At 64.2% G+C, this 23,285-nt stretch carries 21 protein-coding genes; 13 read left to right on the plus strand and 8 right to left on the minus strand.

Features of this window, described 5'->3' with window-relative positions; all coding sequences use genetic code 11:
- The first annotated feature begins 73 nt into the window (after positions 1–73).
- Positions 74–418 (plus strand): DUF1840 domain-containing protein, encoded by a 345-nt coding sequence (locus tag PMI40_RS16820; RefSeq protein WP_008117731.1) that lies wholly within the window; start codon positions 74–76, stop codon positions 416–418.
- A 115-nt stretch (positions 419–533) separates the two neighbouring features.
- On the opposite strand, the gene PMI40_RS16825 is transcribed toward PMI40_RS16820, so the two are convergent.
- Complete coding sequence (locus PMI40_RS16825; RefSeq protein WP_008117732.1) at positions 534–1,739, minus strand: MFS transporter; 1,206 nt, start codon at positions 1,737–1,739, stop codon at positions 534–536.
- 207 nt (positions 1,740–1,946) lie between these two features.
- Between PMI40_RS16825 and rsmB the strand changes: the two genes are divergently transcribed.
- The 7 genes from rsmB (at position 1,947) to PMI40_RS16860 (ending at position 9,491) form a co-directional block, all read left to right on the plus strand.
- On the plus strand, positions 1,947–3,284 hold the full coding sequence (gene rsmB / locus PMI40_RS16830) for a 16S rRNA (cytosine(967)-C(5))-methyltransferase RsmB (protein ID WP_008117734.1): 1,338 nt from the start codon (positions 1,947–1,949) through the stop codon (positions 3,282–3,284).
- Between the two features lie 92 nt (positions 3,285–3,376).
- On the plus strand, positions 3,377–3,910 hold the full coding sequence (locus PMI40_RS16835; RefSeq protein WP_008117736.1) for a DUF4390 domain-containing protein: 534 nt from the start codon (positions 3,377–3,379) through the stop codon (positions 3,908–3,910).
- Positions 3,907–6,207: an ATP-binding protein gene (locus PMI40_RS16840; protein ID WP_008117737.1), complete on the plus strand. Its 2,301-nt coding sequence runs from the start codon at positions 3,907–3,909 to the stop codon at positions 6,205–6,207. Before PMI40_RS16835 ends, PMI40_RS16840 begins: the two co-directional genes overlap by 4 nt.
- Positions 6,208–6,338: 131 nt before the next feature.
- Positions 6,339–7,091, plus strand: coding sequence for a response regulator (locus tag PMI40_RS16845; RefSeq protein ID WP_008117738.1), 753 nt, complete (start codon positions 6,339–6,341; stop codon positions 7,089–7,091).
- Between the two features lie 497 nt (positions 7,092–7,588).
- Positions 7,589–7,846: a DUF3567 domain-containing protein gene (locus PMI40_RS16850; protein ID WP_008117739.1), complete on the plus strand. Its 258-nt coding sequence runs from the start codon at positions 7,589–7,591 to the stop codon at positions 7,844–7,846.
- Between the two features lie 137 nt (positions 7,847–7,983).
- The gene (locus PMI40_RS16855) at positions 7,984–8,655 is read left to right on the plus strand and encodes a tRNA (guanosine(46)-N(7))-methyltransferase TrmB (protein WP_008117740.1); all 672 of its coding nucleotides are present in this window, start codon (positions 7,984–7,986) and stop codon (positions 8,653–8,655) included.
- Positions 8,652–9,491 carry a DMT family transporter gene (locus PMI40_RS16860; protein ID WP_008117741.1) on the plus strand — a complete coding sequence of 280 codons (840 nt, stop codon included), beginning with the start codon at positions 8,652–8,654 and terminating at the stop codon, positions 9,489–9,491. Before PMI40_RS16855 ends, PMI40_RS16860 begins: the two co-directional genes overlap by 4 nt.
- Before the next feature lie 75 nt (positions 9,492–9,566).
- Here PMI40_RS16860 and PMI40_RS16865 read toward each other — a convergent pair whose 3' ends face one another.
- Complete coding sequence (locus tag PMI40_RS16865) at positions 9,567–11,468, minus strand: potassium transporter Kup (protein ID WP_008117742.1); 1,902 nt, start codon at positions 11,466–11,468, stop codon at positions 9,567–9,569.
- Between the two features lie 379 nt (positions 11,469–11,847).
- Between PMI40_RS16865 and PMI40_RS16870 the strand changes: the two genes are divergently transcribed.
- From PMI40_RS16870 to mchS3, 5 genes are all read left to right on the plus strand, one after another.
- Positions 11,848–12,900 carry an ABC transporter substrate-binding protein gene (locus PMI40_RS16870; RefSeq protein WP_008117743.1) on the plus strand — a complete coding sequence of 351 codons (1,053 nt, stop codon included), beginning with the start codon at positions 11,848–11,850 and terminating at the stop codon, positions 12,898–12,900.
- 1 nt (position 12,901) lies between these two features.
- Positions 12,902–13,909 (plus strand): ABC transporter substrate-binding protein, encoded by a 1,008-nt coding sequence (locus PMI40_RS16875; RefSeq protein ID WP_008117744.1) that lies wholly within the window; start codon positions 12,902–12,904, stop codon positions 13,907–13,909.
- Positions 13,890–14,726: an ABC transporter ATP-binding protein gene (locus PMI40_RS16880; RefSeq protein WP_008117745.1), complete on the plus strand. Its 837-nt coding sequence runs from the start codon at positions 13,890–13,892 to the stop codon at positions 14,724–14,726. Before PMI40_RS16875 ends, PMI40_RS16880 begins: the two co-directional genes overlap by 20 nt.
- A 27-nt stretch (positions 14,727–14,753) precedes the next feature.
- Entirely contained in the window at positions 14,754–15,620 is an 867-nt protein-coding gene (locus PMI40_RS16885; protein ID WP_008117747.1) for an ABC transporter permease, read from the plus strand.
- Positions 15,621–15,727: 107 nt separating this feature from the next.
- A complete protein-coding gene (mchS3, locus tag PMI40_RS16890) occupies positions 15,728–16,171 on the plus strand; it encodes an MchS3 family protein (RefSeq protein ID WP_008117748.1) in 444 nt (147 codons plus the stop codon).
- Between the two features lie 347 nt (positions 16,172–16,518).
- Here the strand turns inward: mchS3 and PMI40_RS16895 are convergent, their stop codons facing one another.
- From PMI40_RS16895 to PMI40_RS16920, 6 genes are all read right to left on the minus strand, one after another.
- Complete coding sequence (locus PMI40_RS16895) at positions 16,519–17,292, minus strand: class II aldolase/adducin family protein (protein ID WP_008117751.1); 774 nt, start codon at positions 17,290–17,292, stop codon at positions 16,519–16,521.
- Complete coding sequence (locus PMI40_RS16900) at positions 17,289–18,323, minus strand: ketopantoate reductase family protein (RefSeq protein WP_008117753.1); 1,035 nt, start codon at positions 18,321–18,323, stop codon at positions 17,289–17,291. Before PMI40_RS16900 ends, PMI40_RS16895 begins: the two co-directional genes overlap by 4 nt.
- Positions 18,324–18,327: 4 nt before the next feature.
- Entirely contained in the window at positions 18,328–19,077 is a 750-nt protein-coding gene (locus tag PMI40_RS16905) for an ABC transporter ATP-binding protein (RefSeq protein WP_008117756.1), read from the minus strand.
- The gene (locus PMI40_RS16910) at positions 19,067–20,914 is read right to left on the minus strand and encodes an ATP-binding cassette domain-containing protein (protein WP_008117757.1); all 1,848 of its coding nucleotides are present in this window, start codon (positions 20,912–20,914) and stop codon (positions 19,067–19,069) included. The genes PMI40_RS16905 and PMI40_RS16910 overlap by 11 nt, the downstream gene beginning before the upstream one ends.
- Positions 20,911–21,945 carry a branched-chain amino acid ABC transporter permease gene (locus PMI40_RS16915; protein WP_008117760.1) on the minus strand — a complete coding sequence of 345 codons (1,035 nt, stop codon included), beginning with the start codon at positions 21,943–21,945 and terminating at the stop codon, positions 20,911–20,913. The genes PMI40_RS16910 and PMI40_RS16915 overlap by 4 nt, the downstream gene beginning before the upstream one ends.
- A 132-nt stretch (positions 21,946–22,077) precedes the next feature.
- A complete protein-coding gene (locus PMI40_RS16920) occupies positions 22,078–23,226 on the minus strand; it encodes an ABC transporter substrate-binding protein (protein WP_008117762.1) in 1,149 nt (382 codons plus the stop codon).
- Positions 23,227–23,285: the final 59 nt, after the last annotated feature.

Here is a 23,285-nt window from a genome sequence, read left to right on the forward strand (position 1 = left end):
GCAGTATCCTTGCAGACCGATGCCGATGGCTGGCCGGAGCAACACTTTTAGCAATCAAAGACCCTGAGGAAATATGCTGATTACATTCAAATCAAAAGCGGCCGCCGATGTGGTGATGTACGAGTCGCACGCCAAACCGATTCTCGACCTGCTGCACAAGGACCCCGCCCGTGGCGTCATCTCCGCCTCCGAAGCGGGCAATGCAGTGGCCCTGATCGAAAAACAGATTGTTGCCAGCAAGAACCATGAAGCCGCCGAAGCGCTGGAACGCGATGTCCACGCCCACCACCACGACAGCCACGACGATCACAACCACGAAAAGATCGAACCGGTCACTTTCTCGGCACGCGCCTATCCGCTGCTGGACATGCTGCGCGAAGCGCAGAAGGGACAGTACGACGTGTTGTGGGGCGTCTGATCGCTCGATAGTATCTGGTCGCGCCGTCCCGGCGCACCGGTAAGAAAATGGCCGACGCGTTCATCCACCGCGTCGGCCATTTTCTTGCCCGCTCTCGTGGCCGGTATGCCCGGGATCAACGCGGTGAACGCAATTCGGTCAGGTAGTACAGCAATGCGAGGCAGGGAAACGCAAACCCCAGCCAGCTGGCGCCGGACCAGCCGGCATGGGCATAGATCCAGCCACCCAGGGCCGATCCGGCGGCCGCACCGGCAAAGAAGGTGGCCATGAAGAGCCCGTTGAGGCGGCTGCGGATCTCGGCACCGAGACCGTAGATGGCGCGCTGGCTCAACACCAGGTTGGCGGCCACCGCCAGGTCCAGCAGCAACGACGTCAGCAAAAGGCCGGCCAGTGACCACGTGCGGCCCGGCGGCACGAGGTGCGGCACCAGGAACGACAGCGCAGCGCACAGCAAGGCCGCGCCGGTGGCCGGGCGGCTCCAGCCGCGGTCGGCGATGCGCCCGGCCACCGGTGCGGCGATCACCCCGATCACGCCCGAGAGCGCAAACAGGGCGATCCCACGCTGCGACAGGCCCAGCTCGGGGCTGGCCAGCCACAGCGGCGAGGCGGTCCAGAAGACGCTGAAGGCAGCAAACAGCATGGCGTGGTAGAACGAACGACGGCGCAGGATCGGGGTGGTGCGCATGAGCGTCCACATCGAGGCCAGCAAGGCGCCATAGTGCATGCCGGCCGGTGGCTGGCGGCGCGGCAGGTAACGCGCCAGCACCGCCATGAGCGCGGCGACCACGACCGCCGAGATGGCGAAGATGGCGTGCCAGCCGAACAGGTCGGTGACCAGGCTGGCCACCGGACGCGCCAGCAGGATGCCCAGCAACAGGCCGCTCATCACATTTCCCACCGCCCGTCCGCGTGTGTGCGGCAGCGAGAAATGCGCCGCATACGGCACCAGCACCTGGGCGCCGACCGTGCTCAGGCCGATCACCGCCATCGACGCCAGCAATTGCGCCGCGCTGTCGGCCAGGGCGGCGCTCACCAGCGCCACGCAGGTCACGCCCAGCCCGCACAGCACCAGGCGCCGGTTCTCGAACAGGTCGCCCATGGGAACGATGAACAGCAGGCCCAGTCCATATCCGACCTGGGTGAGCGTGACGATCAGGCCGGCCGCGGCCGGCGAAATGCCGGTGGCGGCGCTGATCGGCCCCACCAGCGGCTGGGCATAGTAAAGATTGGCGACGATGATGCCGCAGGCACTGGCCAGCAGCAGCACCATCCAGCGCGGGATGTCCGATGGCGTTGACGACTGCGTGGCAAAGGCTTGCATGCGATATCCGGCCTGGCGCGGCCGCCTGTTCAAAGGCAGCCACTTTAGCCGAAGCGGCCGATTCATGCCGGCCGTGGCGTTCCCGACAATGTCCACTTTACGGATTGGTGCGGGCGCGCGGGTCGCTGGTACACTTGCGCTCTTGGCCGGTAGCAGGCTCCACCCTGGTGCGCCGGCGTTCGGCCAGCACTTAAAATTGACCCAACCTTGATCCAGATCTCGCTTATTTCCTCCTCGGCCAAGCCCGACTCGCTGGCCTACCAACTGGCCTACGCCGCCCAGGCGGTGGCCGCGGTGCGCGCCGGCAGTGCCTTGCCGCAGGCGCTTGGCGCCGTGTTCAAGCGCATCGATGCGGCGCCCTCCACCCGTGGCGCAATCCAGGACATCAGCTATCGCGCCATGCGCCGCCGTGGCCTCACCGACAGCCTGCTGGCGCTGCTGGCCAACAAGCCACCCCAACCGGAAGTGCTGCAAGGACTGCTCGATTGCGCGCTGGCGTTGCTGGTCGATGGCGACCAGGCCGGCTACGAGGGCTTTACCGTGGTCGACCAGGCGGTCGAGGCCGCCGCCGCCAGCCCTGCCATGAGCTTTGCCAAGGGCGTGGTCAATGCCATCCTGCGGCGCTTCCTGCGCGAGCGCGTGTCGCTCATGCCGCAGGCGGTCAAGACCCCACCCGGCACCTGGAACTACCCGACCTGGTGGATCGACCGCCTGCGGGCAGCCTACCCCGAGCAATGGCAGGCGATCCTGCATGCCGGCAACCAGGAACCACCCCTGACGCTGCGCGTGAACCGCCGGCGCAGCTCGGTCGAGCAGTACATCGCCACCCTGGCTGGCGCCGGCATGGCAGCACGGCAGGTAGGGCCGGTGGCGGTGCGGCTGGAGCGGGCGGTGCCGGTGCAGCAGATCCCCGGCTTTGCCGACGGCGTGGTGTCGGTGCAGGACGCGGCCGCGCAACTGGCCGCGCCGTTGCTGGACGTGCGCGACGGCATGCGGGTGCTGGACGCCTGCGCCGCGCCTGGCGGCAAGACCGGCCACCTGCTCGAATGCGCCGATATCGAACTGGATGCGCTGGACCACGATCCGCGCCGCCTCGCTCGCATCAGCGAGAACCTGCAACGCCTGCGATCGCAGGCGCGGTTGCTGGCGGGCGATGCGCGCGACGCCGGGCTGGCGCCTGGCGCCGGCTGGTGGGACGGCCGGCATTACGACCGGATCCTGGCCGATGTGCCCTGTACCGCCTCGGGTATCGTGCGGCGTCATCCCGATATCCGGTGGCTGCGTCGCAAGACCGATGCCGAACAATTGGCGACACTTTCGGCGCAAATCCTGGACAACCTTTGGCAGATGCTGCGCCCGGATGGTAAATTGCTGCTCGTGACATGCTCGCTGTGGCCGCTCGAATCGCAACAGCAGGCAGATGCCTTCGCGCAAAGAAATAACGCCACTCGACTGCCAGCTCCAGGTCAACTTTTGCCGACTGCCAGCGCAGAAACCGACCATGATGGCCTGTTTTACGCGCTGTTCCAAAAAACTGGTGCATGAACTTGACGCAATCGGCCTATTCTTTCCCCTGCCTCCACAGCGGCCCTCGCGCCGCCGCCATCGCACGATTGCGGCGTTGGGCAGGCGGGATCATGCTGGCCTTCATGCTGTGCCTGTGGTCGGGACCGGTGCCGGCGGCCGAGATCACGGTCGACCAGGCCTCGATCGAGGCCAGCAATCCGGGGTACCGGCTGTCGCTGGCCTTCTCGTTCGAACTCAACCGTGGGCTCGAAGATGCGCTCACCAGGGGGGTGCCGTTGTATTTCACCACCGAGGTGCAGATGACGCGCCACCGCTGGTACTGGTTCGACGAGACCAGTGTATCGGCCTCGCGTACGGTGCGCATCTCCTACAACGTGCTGACCCGCCAGTACCACACCGCCATCAGCGGCCAGTTGCAGCAGAGCTTCAGTACCCTCGAGGACGCCATGGCGCTGGTGCGCCGTCCGCCGCGCTGGCTGATCATCGACGGCAATACCCTCAAGCCGGGCGACCCCTACACCGTGGGCGTGCGCATGCGGCTGGACGTGGCGCAGTTGCCCAAGCCGTTCCAGATCAATGCGCTCAACAACAGCGACTGGCGCCTGTCGTCGGACTGGATCGAATTCACCTATAAAGCCGAATGAGTCGCACCCTACGCTATCTGCTGGTGGTCGGCGGCGGCGTCATCAGCGTCCTGCTGTTCCTGCTGGCGTCGGCATCCGAGAATTCCGCATTATTCGAACAGCACTATCCCTGGCTGCTGTTTCTCAACGGCCTGGCGGCGATCTCGCTGCTGATCCTGGTACTGCTGCTGCTGACCCGTCTCTACAAGCGCTACCGCCGGGGCAAGTTCGGCTCGCGCCTGCTGGCGCGCCTGGTGCTGATGTTTGCGCTCATCGGCATCCTGCCGGGGGCGGTGATCTACCTGATGTCGGTGCAATTCGTGTCGCGCTCGATCGAATCGTGGTTCGACGTGCGCATGGAAGCGGCGCTCGAATCGGGCCTGAACCTGGGACGCAATGCGCTTGACTCATCCCTGTCCGACCTGTCGGCGCGCACGCGCAGCATGGCCCAGGAACTGTCGGACATGAGCGATTCCGAACAGGTTACCTATCTGTCGCGCCAGCGCGACCAGAGCATGGAAATCGCCATCATCAACAACGCCGGACAGGCCATGACATCGGTGGGCGGCAGCATCGGCGCGCTTACGCCGATTCTGCCGACGCCTTCGGCGCTGCGCCAGGCGCGCATCTCGCGCGGCTTTGCCGCCGTCGAGAGCGACGACTCGCGTCCCTCGGGCGACCCGTCCGACAACGATGCCAACCTGCGCCTGCACGTGGTGGTGATGATCCCGGCGCCCAGCCGGGGCCTGTCGCTGCAAAACGAGAACCGCTTCCTCCAGGTGCTGCAACCGGTGCCCGACTACCTGGCGACCAACGCCGAGACGTTGCGCCAGGCCTACAGCGAATACCAGCAACGCTCGGTATCGCGCTCGGGCCTGCGCAAGATCTACCTGGTGACGCTGACGCTGACCCTGCTGCTGGCCATCTTCGCGGCCATCGCCAGCGCCTTCCTGATCGCCAGCGACCTGGCCAAGCCGCTGTTGCTGCTGGCCGAGGGCACCAAGGCGGTGGCCGAGGGCAACCTGTCGCCGCGCCCCATCGTCAGTACCTCCGACGAACTGGGCACGCTGACCCAGTCGTTCAACACCATGACCCGCCAACTGCTCGAGGCGCGCACCTCGGTCGAACGCAACCGCGCCGAGCTCGAGAACGCCAAGGCCTATCTCGAATCGGTGCTGGCCAATATGTCGGCCGGGGTGATGGTGCTGGACGACCAATTCAATATCGTCAGCAGCAACGACTCGGTGCGGCGCATCCTGGGCTATGACTTCGGCGGCGATGTCGGCACGCCGCTGCAGACCATCGAGCCCCAGGCCCGCTTTGCCCATGCCATCATCCGCGCCTTCTCCGAGCAGCGCGCCCAGCACAGCGCCGAGAACCGGCCGCAAGGCGCCGCCGATGCCCTGCACTGGGAACGCCAGATCGAACTGCCGCGCCAACCCGGCGCCGCCGGCGACATCGACGGCGACCAGGGCAACGCCGGCAAGCCCGACCAGGACAAGATCACACTGTTTGCGCGTGGCTCGCACCTGCCGGTCCACAACGGCGTGGGCTATGTGGTGGTGTTCGACGACATCAGCAACGTGATCTCGGTACAGCGCTCGCTGGCCTGGGGCGAGGTGGCGCGGCGCCTGGCACACGAAATCAAGAACCCGCTCACGCCGATCCAGCTGTCGGCCGAGCGCATGCAGCATCGGCTGTCCGACAAGCTCATGCCCAACGACGCCGCCATCCTCGAGAAGGGCACCACCACCATCGTCAACCAGGTGGCCGCCATGAAGCGCATGGTGGACGACTTCCGTGACTATGCGAAGACGCCACCGGCCAAACCCGAGGCGCTCGACCTGAATGCGCTGATCGAGGAAATCCTCAACCTCTACCTGGCCGGCGATGGCCGCGACACCATCCATGCGCGGCTGGCCGGCGGCCTGCCCAAGGTCATGGGTGACGCCACCCAGATGCGCCAGGTCATCCATAACCTGCTGCAGAACGCCCAGGACGCCGTAGGCGACGAGGCCCAGCAGGCGCCGCACATCGACGTCATCACCGAGCAGATCGACATCACCGGGGCCAACGGCGCCCACCAGCCCGCGGTGCGGCTGTCGATCATCGACAATGGCCCCGGTTTCGCGGCCAAGATCCTGGCACGCGCGTTCGAACCGTATGTCACCAGCAAGCCACGTGGCACCGGACTGGGGCTGGCGATGGTCAAAAAAATCGTGGAAGAACACGGGGGAAGGATCGATATCCAGAACCGTACAAATGGCCGGGGCGCAAAAATACTGATTTTGCTGGTAAAGTTAGCCCCTATTGATTAAGACTCAAGATGCAAGTGTCGCCACCGGGACGCATCGTCAGGCCGGACCGTTGGGCACCGGCGGCGGCGACCGGAATCCCGGTATAAAAATCGAAAACTTGGACAACGAACTAGCAACGAGGAAAGCAACACATGGCTAACATCCTGGTCGTCGATGACGAAATGGGTATCCGCGAATTGCTCTCTGAAATCCTGGGCGATGAAGGGCATGTCGTGGCTACCGCCGAGAACGCGCAGCAAGCCCGCGAATTGCGCCAGGCCAGCGTGCCCGATCTCGTTCTGCTCGACATCTGGATGCCCGACACCGACGGCGTGACCCTGCTCAAGGAATGGCAGCGTGACGGACTGCTGACCATGCCGGTCATCATGATGTCGGGTCATGCCACCATCGATACCGCCGTCGAAGCCACTCGTATCGGCGCGCTCAACTTCCTCGAAAAACCGATTGCGCTGCAAAAGCTGCTCAAGGCCGTGCAACAGGGCCTTTCGCACAGCCGTGAACCGGCGCGGCCAGCCAGTTACCGGCCTGCTGCCGTGACCTCGGTGGCCAGTAACGCCGGCGAACTGCATCACACGCCCGATCATGCCGTCACGCCCATCTCGGCCTATGCGCCGGCACTGGGTGGCGACAACCTGCATCACGGCATCGCCACCAACTCGGCCTATGCGCCGGTGGCCGACAATGCCGCCAATATCTCGTTCGACCTGCCGCTGCGCGAGGCGCGCGACGCCTTCGAGCGCGCCTATTTCGAGTATCACCTGGTGCGCGAGAACGGCAGCATGACCAGGGTGGCCGAACGTACCGGCCTGGAACGCACCCACCTCTATCGCAAGCTCAAGCAACTGGGCGTGGAACCCGGCAAGTTGTCGCGCAAGAACCATTGAACGCCTGTCATGCATGATGCCCAGAGAGACCGCCTGTCGGTCTCTTTTTCGTTGGGCGCTGGCACTTCCAGTATGTCGTTTTCCGGGGTCAGAATTTTCCTGATGGTCTTTGCCCGGTTTTACGATCATCCTCGAAGCAAGGTTGACGGGAACCTTGAACCGACGCGGTATCGGCTACCGTAGTTTTACGGTAGGCCCGTCGCTGGCGCCGGCCTGCAGCGGGAATTTTCCACGCGGCAACAACGGTGGTGGTGAACTTCAAGCGACATGGCCTATCTATTTTTTACGGCCAGCCAGCTGAGGTAGAGTAAAAAGAACCAAAGTTTCAGGGCTTCACGCCGTAAACAAAGCAGGAGCGACAGGCAGGGACCTGGCGCTCGCACGGCGGAACGCAGCAAGACGCAGTTGCAAGGTTCGAGGGCCAGTGCCTGGCTCTTGAAATCAGGGGTAAAGGCGCCACTTCCTTTTCGAAGCAGCATTCCAGCCAAGGAGGCACTATGAATCTGATCTACAACAGTGAAGACTACAGCGTCGTCGAGTTCGGTGTCGATTCCGATCACGAAGCGCTGCGCTTCGGGGGCTACGAGATCATGGACAAGTCAGGCCAGCGCGAAATCTACATCGATGGCCCGGCCGCCGAACTGTTCCGCAAGGATGTACAGGAGCTGATCGCCAGCGAACCCACCATCGAAGACATCGATGACTTTCTCAGCCGCTACGACGTCATGATGCGTCATCCGATGACGTTGCATTGACGAACCAGCCCCCGGGCAACCAGGCCGCGCTCCACAGCGCGGCTTTTTTTTGCCCGCCGGCCCGGGTGCCTGCGTGCCGACGGCGGCGTCCTCATTTAAGATGTCGCCTTTTAGTCGCCTGTCCTGGTGCAGCCCCCGTGAACTCTACTCCGATCAGCAGTGCCCAGAACGGCGTGCACGACGCACTCACCGAACTGGTCGCACGACATGTCGCCCACCCGTTCCAGAAACCCATCACCGACTACAACCGGCGCAGCTTCGACGCCAGCATGGCGGCCTGGCAGGCGGCAGGATGCGCCCCGCTGATCCTCGATACCGGGTGTGGGGTCGGCTTGTCGACGCTGCACCTGGCCACCCGCCATCCCGATCATTTCGTCATCGGCATCGACCAGTCGGCCGATCGCCTGGCACGCCAGACCCAGTGGAGCGGTGAGCCTCCCCGCAACCTGTGCTTCGTCCGTGCCGACCTGGTCGACTACTGGCGCCTGGCGCTGCAGGCCGGGGTACGTCCCGCGCAGCAGTACCTGCTGTACCCCAATCCCTGGCCCAAGATCGGCCAGCTGGCGCGCCGCTGGCACGGACACGCCGTCTTTCCCACCATCGTCGCGCTGGGCGGCCGGATCGAATGCCGCAGCAACTGGCGCATCTATATCGAAGAATTCGCCCAGGCGCTGCAGCAGGTCAGCGCACGGGCGGTGGCGGCGGAGCAATTCGTCACCGATGCCCCGATCACCCCGTTCGAACGCAAATACCTGGCCTCGGGACACGCATTGTGGCGCTGCCGACTGGACCTGGGCGTGGCGCCATGACGCTGGCCGTGATCGGCCTGGTGCTGCTGGCGGCCCTGTTGCATGCGTCGTGGAACGCGCTGCTCAAGAGCCGCGGCGATCGCCTGGCCTCGCTTTCGCTGATGACCATCGGCGCCGGTCTGGGCGCGATCCCGCTGGTATTGCTGCGGCCATGGCCGGCGGCGGCAAGCTGGTGGTGCATCATGCTGTCGGCCATCCTGCATACCGGCTACAACCTGTTCCTGGTGCGGGCCTATCGGATCGGCGACTTCGGCCAGTCCTATCCCATCGCGCGCGGCTCTTCACCGCTGCTGGTGGCGCTGGGTGCGGCCCTGTTCGCCGGCGAAGCCCTGGGTTGGCATACGGTACTGGGCATTGCGCTGGTCTCGCTCGGCATCATCAGCCTGGCCAACCTGGGCGCGCTGCGCCGAGGCACAAGCCAGGCCCCGCTGGCGGCCTTCGTCACCGGCGCCTTCATCGCCGCCTATACCGTCACCGACGGCATCGGTGCGCGACTGGCGGGCGATGCCATCGCCTATGCGGGCTGGCTGTTCGTACTCGACAGCATCCCGCTGGCGCTGATCTACCTCTACCGGCACCGGCGCTGGCCCATCGTGCCGGGTCAACGCGACACCTGGATCAGCCTGTTGGGTGGCGTCATGTCCTTGCTGGCCTATGCCATCGTGATCTGGGCCGTCACGCTCGCGCCGATGGGACTGGTGTCGGCGCTACGCGAGACCTCGGTGCTGTTCGCCGCGCTGATCGGCGCGATCTTCCTGGGCGAAAGGCTGAGCGCCCGGCGCCTGCTGTCGTGCCTGGTCATCGCCGCCGGCGCGGTGGTGCTGGGCATGCATTGATACCACCGCCCAAGGCAAGACGGCGATGATCGCTCATCGCCGTCTTGCCAGACCGTGCCGGTGCGCCGCGCGGGCTCAGATCTCGACCTTGGTCCCCAGCTCGACCACCCGGTTGGCCGGGATGTTGAAGAAGTCCGACGGCTTGGCGCCGTTCTGGTACATCCACGCAAACAGCCGCTCGCGCCACAACGACATGCCCAGCAGCTTGCTGGGCACGACCGTATCGCGTGCCAGGAAGAACGAGGTATCCATCAGGTCGAAGTGATGGCCGAACTGCTGTTCGGCCAGCGCCATGACCTTGTGCACTTCCGGCGTTTCCTTGAAGCCGAACGATGCGCGCAGCAGGTAGACATGCCCCCCCAGGTCCTTCATGGTCAGGCGTTCGCTATCGGCCACGTACGGCACGTCCCAGATACTGATCTTGAGGAAGAACACCCGCTCGTGCAGGATCCGGTTGTGCTTCAGGTTATGCAGCAGCGCCACCGGCACCGTATTGATATTGCCGGTCATGAACACGGCCGTGCCGCCCACCCGATGCGGCGGATGCGCCAGCAGTCCCTCGATGAAGGGTTCCAGCGGAATGCCGTCGTCCTTGATGCGCATGCGCAGCAGCATGCGGCCCGAATACCATGTCATGAGCAGGAAGAAGGCCACGCCACCGATGACCAGCGGGAACCAGCCGCCTTCGGTCAGCTTGAGCAGGTTGGCGGCAAAGAAGGCGATGTCGACCGTGAGCAGGCAGGCGATGGTAAACACCACGGCCGGCAGGCGCCATTTCCAGATATGCCGCATCACCACGCCCAACAGCATGGTGGTGATCACCATGGTGGTGGTCACTGCCACGCCATAGGCCGCGGCCAGGTTGTCGGAGCGCTTGAAGGCCAGCACCACCGCCACCACCAGCACCAGCAACATCCAGTTCACCAGCGGAATGTAGATCTGGCCCTGTTCGTCTTCCGACGTGTGCAGGATACGCATGCGCGGCACGAAGCCCAGCAGGATGGCCTGGCTGGTCAGCGAAAACGCGCCCGAGATCACCGCCTGCGAGGCAATCACCGTCGCGCACGTCGCCAGCAGCACCATCGGCAGCACCAGCGGGTCCGGCACCATCAGGTAGAACGGGTTCTTGATGGCGCTGGGGTTGGCGATCAGGTTGGCGCCCTGGCCGAAGTAGTTGATCAGCAGCGCCGGCATCACCGTGTACATCCAGGCGAAGCGGATCGGCTTGATGCCGAAATGCCCCATGTCGGCATACAGCGCCTCGGCGCCGGTCAGCACCAGCACCACCGAGCCCAGCACGATGAAGGCCTGCAGCGAATGCTCGGCCATGAAATGGAAGGCGTAGTAGGGGTTGATCGCCACCAGCACCTCGGGCGCCTTGGCGATGTTGTAGATGCCCAGCGCGGCCAGCGAGAAGAACCACAGCATCATCACCGGGCCGAAGAAGCGGCCGACCACGCTGGTGCCGTGGCGCTGGATCAGGAACAGCACCACCACGATGCCGATGGTCAACGGAATCACCACACGCGCCGTCTGGGGCGCCGCGATCTCCAGCCCCTCCACCGCCGACAGCACCGAGATGGCCGGTGTGATGACCACATCGCCATAGAACATGCAGGCGCCGAACACGCCCAGCATCATCAGCAGCTTGGCCCGTGGCGAGCCGGACACGGCAGAACGCAGCGACAGCGCCATCAGCGCCAGCACCCCGCCTTCGCCGTTGTTGTCGGCCCGCAGCACGAACAGCACGTACTTGATCGTCACCACCACCGTGATGGCCCAGAACAGCATCGAGATGATGCCCAGCACCGCGTCGGGCGAAAAGGCGATGCCATGCTCGGGACTGAAGCATTCCTTGAGCGCATACAGGGGACTGGTGCCGATATCGCCAAACACCACGCCCAGGGCGGCCAGGGTGATCAGGTGCAGCTTGCGTGAACGGAAGGAAAGATCCGGATTGGTGTGAGATGAACTCATCAAACTCCCTTTTACATCTTTGGATAATCGCCGCCGGGGCGCCAGGCTTGCCCTGTACAAGGGCGTGGTGTCCGGGCGGGCAGGACGCGTACTTTATCGCACTCTACCCCGGGCTGCGATCAAAATGCCGCGCTTGCCACGCCCTGCGTTGCGCCCGCGCCTCTGAAAAGCCACCCAGGCTTGACAAGTTGCCCGATCGACATGCCCGGGCCGAATATCGATATGCGTTAATCGAATTTTTCTTTCGACAGCAGCCTTTATATACTCCTTCGGAATAAAGAACCGCAATTTTCTAACAAACAGGTTCTAAGCACCTGCAATTCCAGGCGAATCTCCACTCCGGCCCAGGCCGGCCCCAAACGATATCGACAGGTTGACCATGACCACAGCTCGCCCCACGCCGGGACGTCTCCGGCGCCTCGTATCCAGGCTCATCGCAGGTTCGGCCGCCGGCGGCCTGTCGCTGTCGCTGCTGGCCGTTCCGCTGGCAGCACAGGCCGAAGGCCAGCTGCGCATTGCCGAGCAGTTCGGCATCGTCTACCTGTTGCTCAATGTAGCGCAAGACCAGCAACTGATCGAGAAGCGCGGCAAGGCCAACGGCGTCGACATCAAGGTCGACTGGCTCAAGTTGTCTGGCGGCTCGGCGGTCAATGACGCGCTGCTGTCGGGCTCGATCGACATCGCCGGCGCCGGCGTGGGGCCGCTGCTGACCATCTGGGACCGTACCCATGGCCGCCAGAACGTGCGCGGCGTGGCTTCGCTGGGCAACTTTCCGTATTACCTGGTGAGCAACAACCCGAACGTCAAGACCATTGCCGACTTCACCGAGAAAGACCGCATCGCCGTGCCGGCCGTCGGGGTATCGGTGCAGTCGCGCGTGCTGCAATTTGCCTCGGCCAAGCTGTGGGGTGACGCCCAGTTCAACAAGCTCGACAAGATCAGCGTGGCCGTGCCTCACCCCGACGCCACTGCCGCCATCATCGGCGGCGGCACCGAGATCAGCGCACACTTCGGCAACCCGCCGTTCCAGGAGCAGGAGCTGGCCGGCAACCCGAAGGCGCACATCGTGCTCAATTCGTACCAGGTGCTGGGCGGTCCCTCCTCGGCCACGGTGCTGTACGCCACCGAGAAATTCCGCAAGGACAACCCCAAGACCTACGACGCCTTCGTCGCCGCGCTCGACGACGCGGCCAGGTTCATCGCCGCCAATCCCGAGCAGGCCGCCGACATCTACCTGAAGGTCAACAAGGGCAACACCGACCGCAAGCTGCTGTTGCAGATCATCAAGAACCCCGAGGTGCAGTTCAAGATCGGCCCGCAGAACACCTATGCGCTGGCCGAGTTCATGCATCGCGTGGGGGCCATCAAGAACAAGCCGGCCTCGGTGAAGGATTACTTCTTCGACGACCGTCACATCCAGGGAGGCAGCTGACATGCCATCGATCCGACCATTCATCCCGGCCCTGCTGGCCGGCGTCACCGCCCTGGCCCTGGCCGGCGCGGCCCGGGCCGAAGGCCAGATCCGCATCGCCCAGCAGTTCGGCATCGGCTACCTGATCCTGGACGTGGTGCAAGACCAGAAGCTGATCGAAAAGCAGGGCAAGAAGGAAGGACTCGACATCAAGGTCGAATGGACCAGCCTGTCGGGCGCCACCGGCATGAACGAGGCGCTGCTGGCCGGTGCGCTGGATGTGGTATCGGCCGGGGCGCCACCGGCGCTGGTGCTGTGGGACCGCACCCGCGGACGCCAGAACGTCAAGGCCATCGCTTCGCTGGGCTCGATGCCCAACTACCTGCTGTCGAACAATCCCAAGGTGAAGTCGGTCAAGGACTTGAGCGACAAGGACCGCATCGCGGTGCCGGCCGCAGGCGTGGGCTACCAGTCGCGCACGCTGCAGATCGAAACCGCCAGGTTGTACGGCAAGGACGACTACAAGCGCTTCGATGCCATCACCGTCAGCCTGTCGCATCCCGACGCCACGGCCGCATTGATCTCGGGCGGCTCCGAGATCAATGCCCATTTCTCGAGCCCGCCGTTCCAGTACCAGGCGCTGGAAAACAAGAACGTGCACAAGGTGATCAGCTCCTATGACATCCTGGGCGGGCCGGCCACCTTCAACTTCCTGTACGGCACGCAGAAGTTCCACGACGAAAACCCCAAGACCTACCGGGCCTTCTATAACGCGCTGGTCGAGGCCGCCGAATTCATCCGCAACAACAAGGCGCGCGCGGCCGATACCTTCATCCGCGTGCAGAAGTCCAAGCTGTCGCCGGAGTTCGTGCGCAAGATCGTCGAGGATCCCGAAATCAACTTCACGGTTTCGCCCGAGCGCAGCTTCGTGTACGCCGAGAAGCTCCATGAGATCGGCGTGCTCAAGCACCGTGCCAGCTCCTGGAAAGATTACTTCTTCGAGGAAGCCTATGCCCAGCCCGGCAGCTGAAACGACGTCGCCGCTGTTGCAGGTGGGCCAGGTCAGCCTGCAATACCGCACCGCCCAGGCGGTGGTGCAGGCCACGCATGAAGTCAGCTTCGACGTCTATCCGGCCGACCGCTTCGTGCTGCTGGGGCCCTCGGGCTGTGGCAAGTCCAGCCTGCTCAAGTCGGTGGCCGGCTTCTTGCCGCCGGCCCAGGGCGAGATCAGGCTGGACGGCAAGCTCATCGAGCAACCGGGTCCGGACCGCATCGTGGTGTTCCAGGAGTTCGACCAGTTGCCGCCCTGGAAGACGGTCCTGGCCAACGTCATGTTTCCACTGCTGGCCTCGCGCACGCTGGGTCGCCGCGAAGCCACCGACCGCGCCCGCCACTACCTGGACAAGGTCGGCCTGTCACGCTTTGCCGATGCCTATCCGCATACCCTGTCGGGCGGCATGAAGGCGCGCGTGGCGATCGCCCGGGCGCTGGCGATGCAACCGAAGATGCTGTTGATGGACGAACCCTTCGCCGCACTCGATGCGCTGACCCGGCGCAAGATGCAGGAAGAATTGCTGATCCTGTGGGAAGAAGTGCGCTTTACGCTGCTGTTCGTGACCCATTCGATCGAGGAAGCGCTGGTGGTGGGCAACCGCATCCTGCTGCTGTCGCCGCACCCGGGCCGGGTACGGGCCGAGATCAACAGCCACCAATACGACCTGTCCAGCCTGGGCGGGGTCGACTTCCAGCAGACCGCGCAACGCATCCATCGCCTGTTGTTCGACGAAGGCCAGGCGCCGGCGGCCGCCCAGCCCATCAATTTCAGCGACGTTCGCTTTTCGTACTGAGCCGCTACCCCACTCCAAGGTGACACCATGAGCCTGACGCCCCCCGTGCGGGACGAATATGAACTGCCGCTGGCGCCGTTGCCTGGCGTGGCGCTGGCGCGCCGCCTGTCGCTGCCGCAGCGGATCTGGCAGCAGGCCTGGGTGCGCAAGACCCTGATCCTGGTACTGCTGGCATTGATATGGGAGGGCTTTGGTCGCTGGCAGGACAACGACCTGCTGTTGCCCACCTTCGCCCAGACCGCCGGTGCCTTCTTCGATGGCCTGGCCAGCGGCGAATTGCTCACCAAGACCTGGCTGTCGTTGCAGGTGCTGCTGAAGGCGTACCTGTTGGGGATCGTGGCGGCCTTCGTGCTGACCACACTGGCCGTGTCGACCCAGTTCGGCCGTGACCTGCTCAGCACCCTGACCTCGATGTTCAATCCCTTGCCGGCCATCGCGCTGCTGCCGATCGCCTTGCTGTGGTTCGGACTGGGGCAGGGCAGCCTGATCTTCGTGCTGGTGCACTCGGTGCTCTGGGCACTGGCTGTCAACACCTACGCCGGTTTTCTGGGCGTATCCGACACCTTGCGCATGGCAGGCCGCAACTACGGCCTGCGCGGCCTGCCGTTCGTGCTGCAGGTACTGGTGCCGGCGGCGCTGCCATCGATCCTGGCCGGGCTGCGCATCGGCTGGGCCTTCGCCTGGCGCACCCTGATCGCGGCCGAACTGGTGTTCGGCGCCACCAGCGGCAAAGGGGGGCTCGGCTGGTACATCTTCCAGAACCGCAACGAACTCTATACCGACAAGGTGTTTGCCGGGCTGGTGATGGTGATCCTGATCGGCCTGCTGGTGGAAAACCTGGTGTTCAACACGCTCGAGCGCCTGACGGTGAAACGGTGGGGGATGCAGCGGTAGATGTTCGCCACGACCGCTTGAACCGAGTAGCAGAAGATTTACCGATGACTTCCGAATATTGACTTGAAATTCGGAGGTCATTGTTGCATTGAGGGAGACTTCATCCCATGCACATCCTCCCTATTCCGTCGCGAAAGACAGCGCGCTCCATCCTTGGTGCGTTTCTTCTATTTTCCCAGCTGAACTGTCTGGCCAACAATCTGGACACGCCCGCCGACGAACTCGCCCAGGTGAACACCTTCGCGCTGGGTTACGTTGGCTTTGTCAGCCATATCAGCGCTGAAGAATACCTGTACCGCAGCGTGCAAGGTTCTGCCAACGCCACTGCTGCGTTCACCGCAATTGTCCGCTCCCCCTCCGCTACGCCCGAAGGCAAGGCCTACGCGGCTTGCGGGCTTTGGCACGCTTCAAGGTTTCTATTCACCCAGGAAATGCTCCATCTGCGTCAGCGCAATGCAGAAGTCTCTGTATTGCGTGCAGATATTTTGAGAAAGGAAAAACTGACTGATCTGATTGATCGCATTGAAAAACATGGCTGCAGTAATTTTTAGGATGATACCGATGAAACCCCTTGAAGAACCTGGACTAAGCGATGTAGCAGGAAGCATGAATTTATCGAATGGCCGCCTTTCCGATAACGTTCTTGATATCCGAGGCCTCAATATGGGGGATTGGATTGATGCCAATAACATGTGTTGGAGTCCCTACACGGACTCATACAATATGTTCTTTGGGATTCCATCTAGTGATGGGCCTCATTTCTGAAGCCATCATTCCCGAAAATCTTTAACGAACGTCAGCATTGAACAGCATCGGCAGCCTACCGTCACCCACGCATATCCTTAGGCGATCATGCCTACCGCTCCTAGCACGCATATGCCGCATAAGATAATTCCGTTCAAACCAGCTTCTGCGCCTTCAGCATCTTCCTGACGATCGCCTCGAAGAAGATCACTGCGAAGCCATCATTGCGGATCAGTTGCTGCGTCAGGTCCGCACACTTCTGCCGCACCTCGTCGGCAAGCTGGACATCCTCGCCGCCCATGGCGCGACCAGCAGACTGGATCTCGGCGGCCCGCTGCACCGTCCACAGCAGGAAGAAAGTACGCTGGATGTCGCGCTCGCACACCGCCACGCCGTGGTTGCGCAGCACCAGGATGTGCTTCTGGCCCAGGCTCTGCAGCATGCGCTCCTTTTCCTCGGCGAACAGCGTGATGCCTTCGAATTCGTGATAGCCGATGCGGCCATACAGCTGGGCGCCGTAGAAGTCGTTGTGCTCGAAGCCTGACTTCTTCATCGTCACCGCTGAGATCGGGGTGGTGTGCGTATGGATGACGCAATGCAGGTCGTCACGCGCGCCGTGGATCGCGCTATGCAGCGCAAACCCGGCCGGGTTGGCCTTGTAGTCCGAGGGCTCCACCAGGTTGCCGTCCAGCCCCACCTTGAGCAGGTTGGCGGGCGTCACCTCGTTGTAGTTGAGCGCGAACGGGTTCACCAGGTAGTGGTTGTCGGGGCTCGGCACGCGGGCCGAGATATGGTTGAAGATCATCTCGGTCCAGCCCAGGTAATCCACCAGCCGGTAACAGTGCGCCAGCTCGATGCGTACCGCCCATTCCTCGTCGCTGCAGTGGGCTGGCTGCTGCGCGCCATAACTGAATTGCATGATGCTCATGGTTGTGCTCCCGAAAGACTGAGATGTTGGTTTTGTGCCGTGATGCCGCGAAAGCGTGCCAGCGACACCACCGCCCGCGTGATCGGCATGGGCACCGCAAAGCGATCGGCCAGCTCCAGCACCGCGTCGCCGATGGCGGCCAGTTCCAGTGGCCGGCCGCGCTCGAGGTCCTGCAGCATCGAGGTGCGAAATGCCCCCATGGCTTCCCCCAGCTGGACAAAGGTCAGCGGGTCGATCTCGACCCGCGCACCGTAGCTCGATGCCACCAGCAAGGTCTCGCGCATGATCTGGCTGACCACCTCGCGCAGTTCGGCGCGCCCATACAGCTGCTCCAGCGTGCCTTCGGTAATCACCGACAGCGGGTTGGTGCTGAGATTGGCGATGATCTTGGTCCATAGCTTGTCGCGAATACGGTCGGTCGCCCGGGCCTCGATACCGGCGTCCTCGATGGCGGCCCGCACCCGCAGCAGGCGATCGCTCATCTCGCCGGACGGCTCGCCCAGCACGATCAGGTGCGGATTGACCGACTTGATCACGCCCGGCTCGATCACCTCGGCGGTAATGAACAGCACGCTGCCGATCAACTGCGTCAGCGGCACCGCCTGCGCCAGCACGCCATCGGGGTCGACCGCCTGCACGGTATTGCCGTCGAAGCGCCCGCCCTCGCGGTGGAAATACCACCAGGGCACGCCGTTGTTGGTCGGGATCACGACCGTCTGGCTGCCGATCAATGGCGCCAGTCGTGGCAACAGGCCGGCCATGTCCTGGCTCTTGGCGCATACCAGGATCAGGTCCTGGACGCCGAAATCGGGCTGGTCGCTGGCCGCAGGGCGGGCATGCGTGACGCCATGCAGGTCGTGCAGGGTCAGGCCCTGGTCACGGATGGCCTGCAACGTCCGGCCGCGCGCCAGCACGCTGACCTGGTGCCCGGCCGCTGAAAGCCGCACGGCCAGCGTACCGCCGATGGCGCCGGCGCCGGCGATGCAGATGCGCAGTGGCGTGGCGGTGGTGGTGGGGTGGGGTGTGCTCATATGATCAACCGGCCAGCTGGTCCTGGTGTTTGCCCGACAGGCCCAGATAGGCCTCGATGACACGGGGGTCGTGGGCCAGCTGGCTGGCCGGGCCGTGCATCTTGATTTCGCCGTTTTCCAGCACGTAGCCGTAGTCGGCCACCTGCAGCGCGGCGCGCGCGTTCTGCTCCACCAGCAGGATCGACACCCCGCGTCGGCGCAGCTCGGCGATGATGCGGAAGATCTCGCGCACGATCAGCGGCGCCAGCCCCAGGCTCGGCTCGTCCAGCATCAGCAACCTGGGCTTGGCCATCAGCGCGCGCCCGACCGCCAGCATCTGGCGCTCGCCACCCGACAGCGTGCCGGCTTGCTGGCCGCGCCGTTCGCGCAGCCGCGGAAAAAGCGTATAGACCTCCTCCAGCGTGGCGGCATGATCGCGCAGGCCAGTGCGGTAGCGCTGGAAGGCACCCAGCATCAGGTTGTCCTCGATGTTCATCTCGGCAAACAGCTCGCGCTTCTCGGGCACCAGCGTCATGCCGGCGGCGACCATTTCCTCGACCTCGGGCGAAGTGCGGATGGTGCCGTCGAAGGCCATCGTGCCACGTGACGGCAGCACCCCCATGATGGCCGACAGCAGCGTGGTCTTGCCGGCGCCGTTGGGTCCGATGACGGTGACGATCTTGCCCTGCTCGACACTGACGTCGATGCCCGAGAGCACCTGCACCCGGCCATAGCCGGCGGCCAGGTCGCGTACTTCCAATACCTTATTGGCCATGTTGGACTCCTGCCACGGCGACGGCCTGCGGCTCTTCGTCGGCCACGCCGAGATACGCCTCGAGCACGGCCTGGTTGTTCTGGATCTCCTCGGGCAGGCCTTCGGCGATCTTCTGGCCGAAGTCCATCACCACGATGCGATCGACCAGCTCCATGACGAAATCCATGTCGTGCTCCACCAGCAGGATCGCCATGCCCTCGCCGCGCAGCTTGCGCAACAGGTCGCCCAGGGCCTGCTTCTCGCCCAGGCGCAGGCCGGCGGCGGGCTCGTCGAGCAGCAGCAGGCAGGGGTCGGCCGCCAGCGCGCGGGCAATCTCGAGAATACGCTGCTGGCCCAGCGACAGGGCACCGGCCAGCTCGAACATCTGTTCTTTCAAGCCGACCCGTTCGATCTGGCGCGCCGCCTCGGCCAGGATGCGCGCCTCTTCCTTGCGGTCCAGCCGCAATATCGACGACAGCACCCCACACTTGCCGCGCAGGTGGGCACCGATGGCGACGTTTTCCAGCACCGTCATGCGCGACATCAATCGCACATGCTGGAAGCTGCGGCTCATGCCCAGGCCGGCGATATGGCGCGAGCCGCGACCGGTGACTTCATGGCCGCGAAACTGGACGCTGCCCGAGGTCGGCGTATCCACGCCCGATACCTGGTTGAACAGCGTCGACTTGCCGGCGCCGTTGGGGCCGATCAGCGCCAGCACTTCGCCGGCCAGCACCTTCAGGCTCATGTCGTTGTTGGCCACCAGGCCGCCGAAGCGCCGGGTGACGTGGCGCACATCCAGCACCACCTCGGCCGGATGGGGCATCTCGCGCCGCGGCAGCGGTTCGGCGCCGGGGTCCAGCGCCAGTGGTCGCCCGCGCACCGGTACCAGTCTGGCCAGGTAGGGCCAGATGCCATCGCGCGAGCGCTGCAGCAAGACCACGATCAGCAAGCCGAAGACGATGGTCTCGAAGTTGCCAGAGCGTCCCAGGATCGCCGGCAGCAAACCCTGCAGCCATTCCTTGAGCACCACGATCACGGCCGAGCCCAGCACCGCACCCCATACGTGCGCGGCGCCCCCCAGCACCGCCATGAACAGGTAGTCGATGCCGAAACCCAGGCCGAACGGCGACGGATTGATGAAGCGTTGCATATGCACATACAGCCAGCCCGACAACGCCGCCAGCACCGCCGCGATGACGAAGATGACGATGCGCGAACGGGCCGTGTCGATGCCCATCGCCTCGGCCATCACCATGCCCCCCTTGAGGGCGCGGATGGCACGTCCTTCGCGCGAATCGAGCAGGTTGTTGAGGCCGGCCACCACGGCGATCACCGCCACCCAGATCAGCCCGTACATGGCGCGGTCCGACGCCAGCAGCACGCCGAACAGCGAAATCGACGGAATGCCCGACATGCCGGTCTGGCCACCCATGCTGTCGAGGGTGCCGAAGATGAAGTACATGCTGATGCCCCAGGCGATCGTGCCCAGCGGCAGGTAGTGGCCCGACAGCTTGAGCGTGACCATGCCCACCAGCAGCGCCAGCACCGCCGTCACCAGCAAGGCCATCGCCAACGCGGCCCACGGCGTGTGCATCCAGGCCAGGGCGTCGGGCAGCGGCAGCACCGACGCCGAGAAGGCCGCCGAGACATAGGCGCCGACGCCGACGAAGGCAGCCTGGCCGAAACTGGTCAGGCCCGCCACGCCGGTGAGCAGCACCAGTCCCAGCACCACCAGCGAGGCCAGGCCGATGTTGTTGAGCAGGGTCATGGTGAACGGCGGCAATACGAACGGCGCCACCAGCAGCAGCAACGCGAACACCGCCAGCACGGCACGGGAAGAAACGGGATGCTTCATTCTTCGTCCTCCACATGACGGCTCGACAGCGAACGCCACAGCAGGATCGGGATGATCAGGACAAACACGATGATTTCCTTGTAGGCGCTGGCCCAGAAGGTGGAGAACGATTCGATCAGGCCGATGGCGACGGCACCGATGGCGGCGGCAGGGTAACTGACCAGGCCGCCGAAGATGGCGCCGACGAAACCCTTGAGGCTGATCAGGAAACCAGAGTCGTAGTAGATGGTGGTGAGCGGGGCGATCAGCACCCCCGACACCACGCCGATGAGCGAAGCCAGGAAGAACATCGCCTTGCCGGCGAACACCGGCGAAATGCCCATCAGGCGCGCCCCCATGCGATTGAGGGCGGCCGCGCGCAGCGCCTTGCCGTACAGGGTGCGCTCGAACATCCCGAACAGCCCCACGATCAGCAGCAGCGACACGCAGATGACCCACAATGCCTGGCTGCTCAGGCGCAGCGAACCGACCTCGAGCGCGGCATCGGTGAAGGGCGCGGTGCGCGCGCCTTCCGGGCCGAACACCAGCAAGGCCACGCCGACCAGCGCCACGTGGGCCGCGATCGAGACGATCAGCAGCACCAGCGGCGAGGCGCTGGCGATGGGCTGGAACACGATGCGATACAGCAGCGGCCCCATCGGCACCAGCAGCAGCAAGGTCATGGCGACCTGCAACGGCATCGGCATGCCGACCCAGGGCAGGGCCAGCGCGGCCCAGGCGACCAGCGCCGCATAGATCAGCTTGGCCGGCAACCAGGGGCTGATGCGGCGACGGCCGGCGCGCCACATGTCGAACACGTCACAGGCGGCGGCGGCCAGGCACAGCGCCACCAGCAGCCAGGCCACCGTCAGGGGCTGGCCATTTTGCATCATGCCCATGGTCAGGGCGCCGAACGAGACGAATTCGCCCTGGGGAATCAACAGGATGCGGGTGACCGTAAACACCAGCACGATCGACAAGGCCAGCAGCGCATAGATGGCGCCGTTGGTGATGCCGTCCTGTCCCAGCAGGGCCGCGATTTGAAAATTCATTGCACCTTCCTTGGTGAGCCTGTGTGCGCCTCCGATACGGGACCTCGCCCCCCCGGACGAACCGCATCCGATATTGCCGGGTGCGGTTCGTACCGGTAGCCGCATGGCGGCGTATCGGACGGCGGCAAGCCGTTACTTCAACAACGTCCAGTTGCCGTTCTTGACCGTGATCAGCTCGCGACCGCGCTCGTCGAAGCCGCTGTGGTCGGCCGCGCTCATGTTGTAGACGCCCTGGGTGCCCACCAGCTCCTTGGTGTTTTCCAGCGCGTCACGCAAGGCGGCACGAAACTCCTTGGTGCCTGGCTTGCCCTTCTTGGCCGCGGTCGGGATCGCCTGCTGCAACAGCAGGCCGGCGTCATACACATTGGCGCCGAAGGTCGCCGGTACGCTGCCGTACATCTTCTTGTAGGCGTCGACGTAGTCGGTGGCCACCTTCTTGGACGGATTGCCGTCGAAGATCTCCGGCAGCACCAGCATCAGGCTGGCCGCCAGGATGGTGCCTTCGACCTTGTTCTTGCCCAGCTGCAGGAAGGCCGGCAGGGCCGCACCGTGGGTCTGGTACATCTTGCCCTTGTAGCCCTGGTCGTAAAGCGTGGTCTGCGGCAACACGGTGGCCGCACCGGGCGCGGCCACCAGCACGGCATCGGGATTGGCGGCCATGATCTTGAGCGTCTGCGCGGTCACCGACGTGTCGGTGCGCTGGTAGCGCTCGTTGGCCACGATCTTGATGTTGTTCTTGGCTGCCAGTTCCGAGAAGACCTTGCCCCAGTTCTCGCCGAACGGGTCGTTGATGGTCATGAAGCCGACCGTCTTGACCTTGGTGCGCACCATCTGCTCGACCAGCGCCTTGGCGATCAGGTCGTCGTTCTGGGTGGTCTTGAAGACCCACTTCTTCTGCTCGGTCATGGGCAACACCACGGCGGCGGTGCCCACCGGGGCCAGCATCGGCACGCCGGCCTCGGCCACGAACGAGATCACGCCCATCGCATTGGGCGAACCGCTGGGTCCGATGATGGCGTCGACGTTGTATTCGGCGATGAGCTTCTTGACCTCGGTGACCGACTTGGTCGGGTCGCTGGCATCGTCGAGCGAGATGTATTCGATCTTCAGGTCGCCGGCCTTGGTCGGCAGCAGCGGCACGGTGTTCTTCTGTGGAATGCCCACCAGCGAAACCGGGCCGGTCGACGAAGTCACCACGCCGATCTTGATCTGGGCGTGGACGGGTGTGGCGGCGAGCGCCACGAGCGCCACGGCGGCGGCGATCAAACTCTTGTGCAGCATGTTTTTTTCTCCCTTGGTGAGTGAAGCGAGCTACAGGTTGCAGATCAATGTCGACAGTC

The sequence above is a fragment of the Herbaspirillum sp. YR522 genome, from assembly GCF_000282575.1.
Lineage (GTDB): Bacteria > Pseudomonadota > Gammaproteobacteria > Burkholderiales > Burkholderiaceae_D > Herbaspirillum.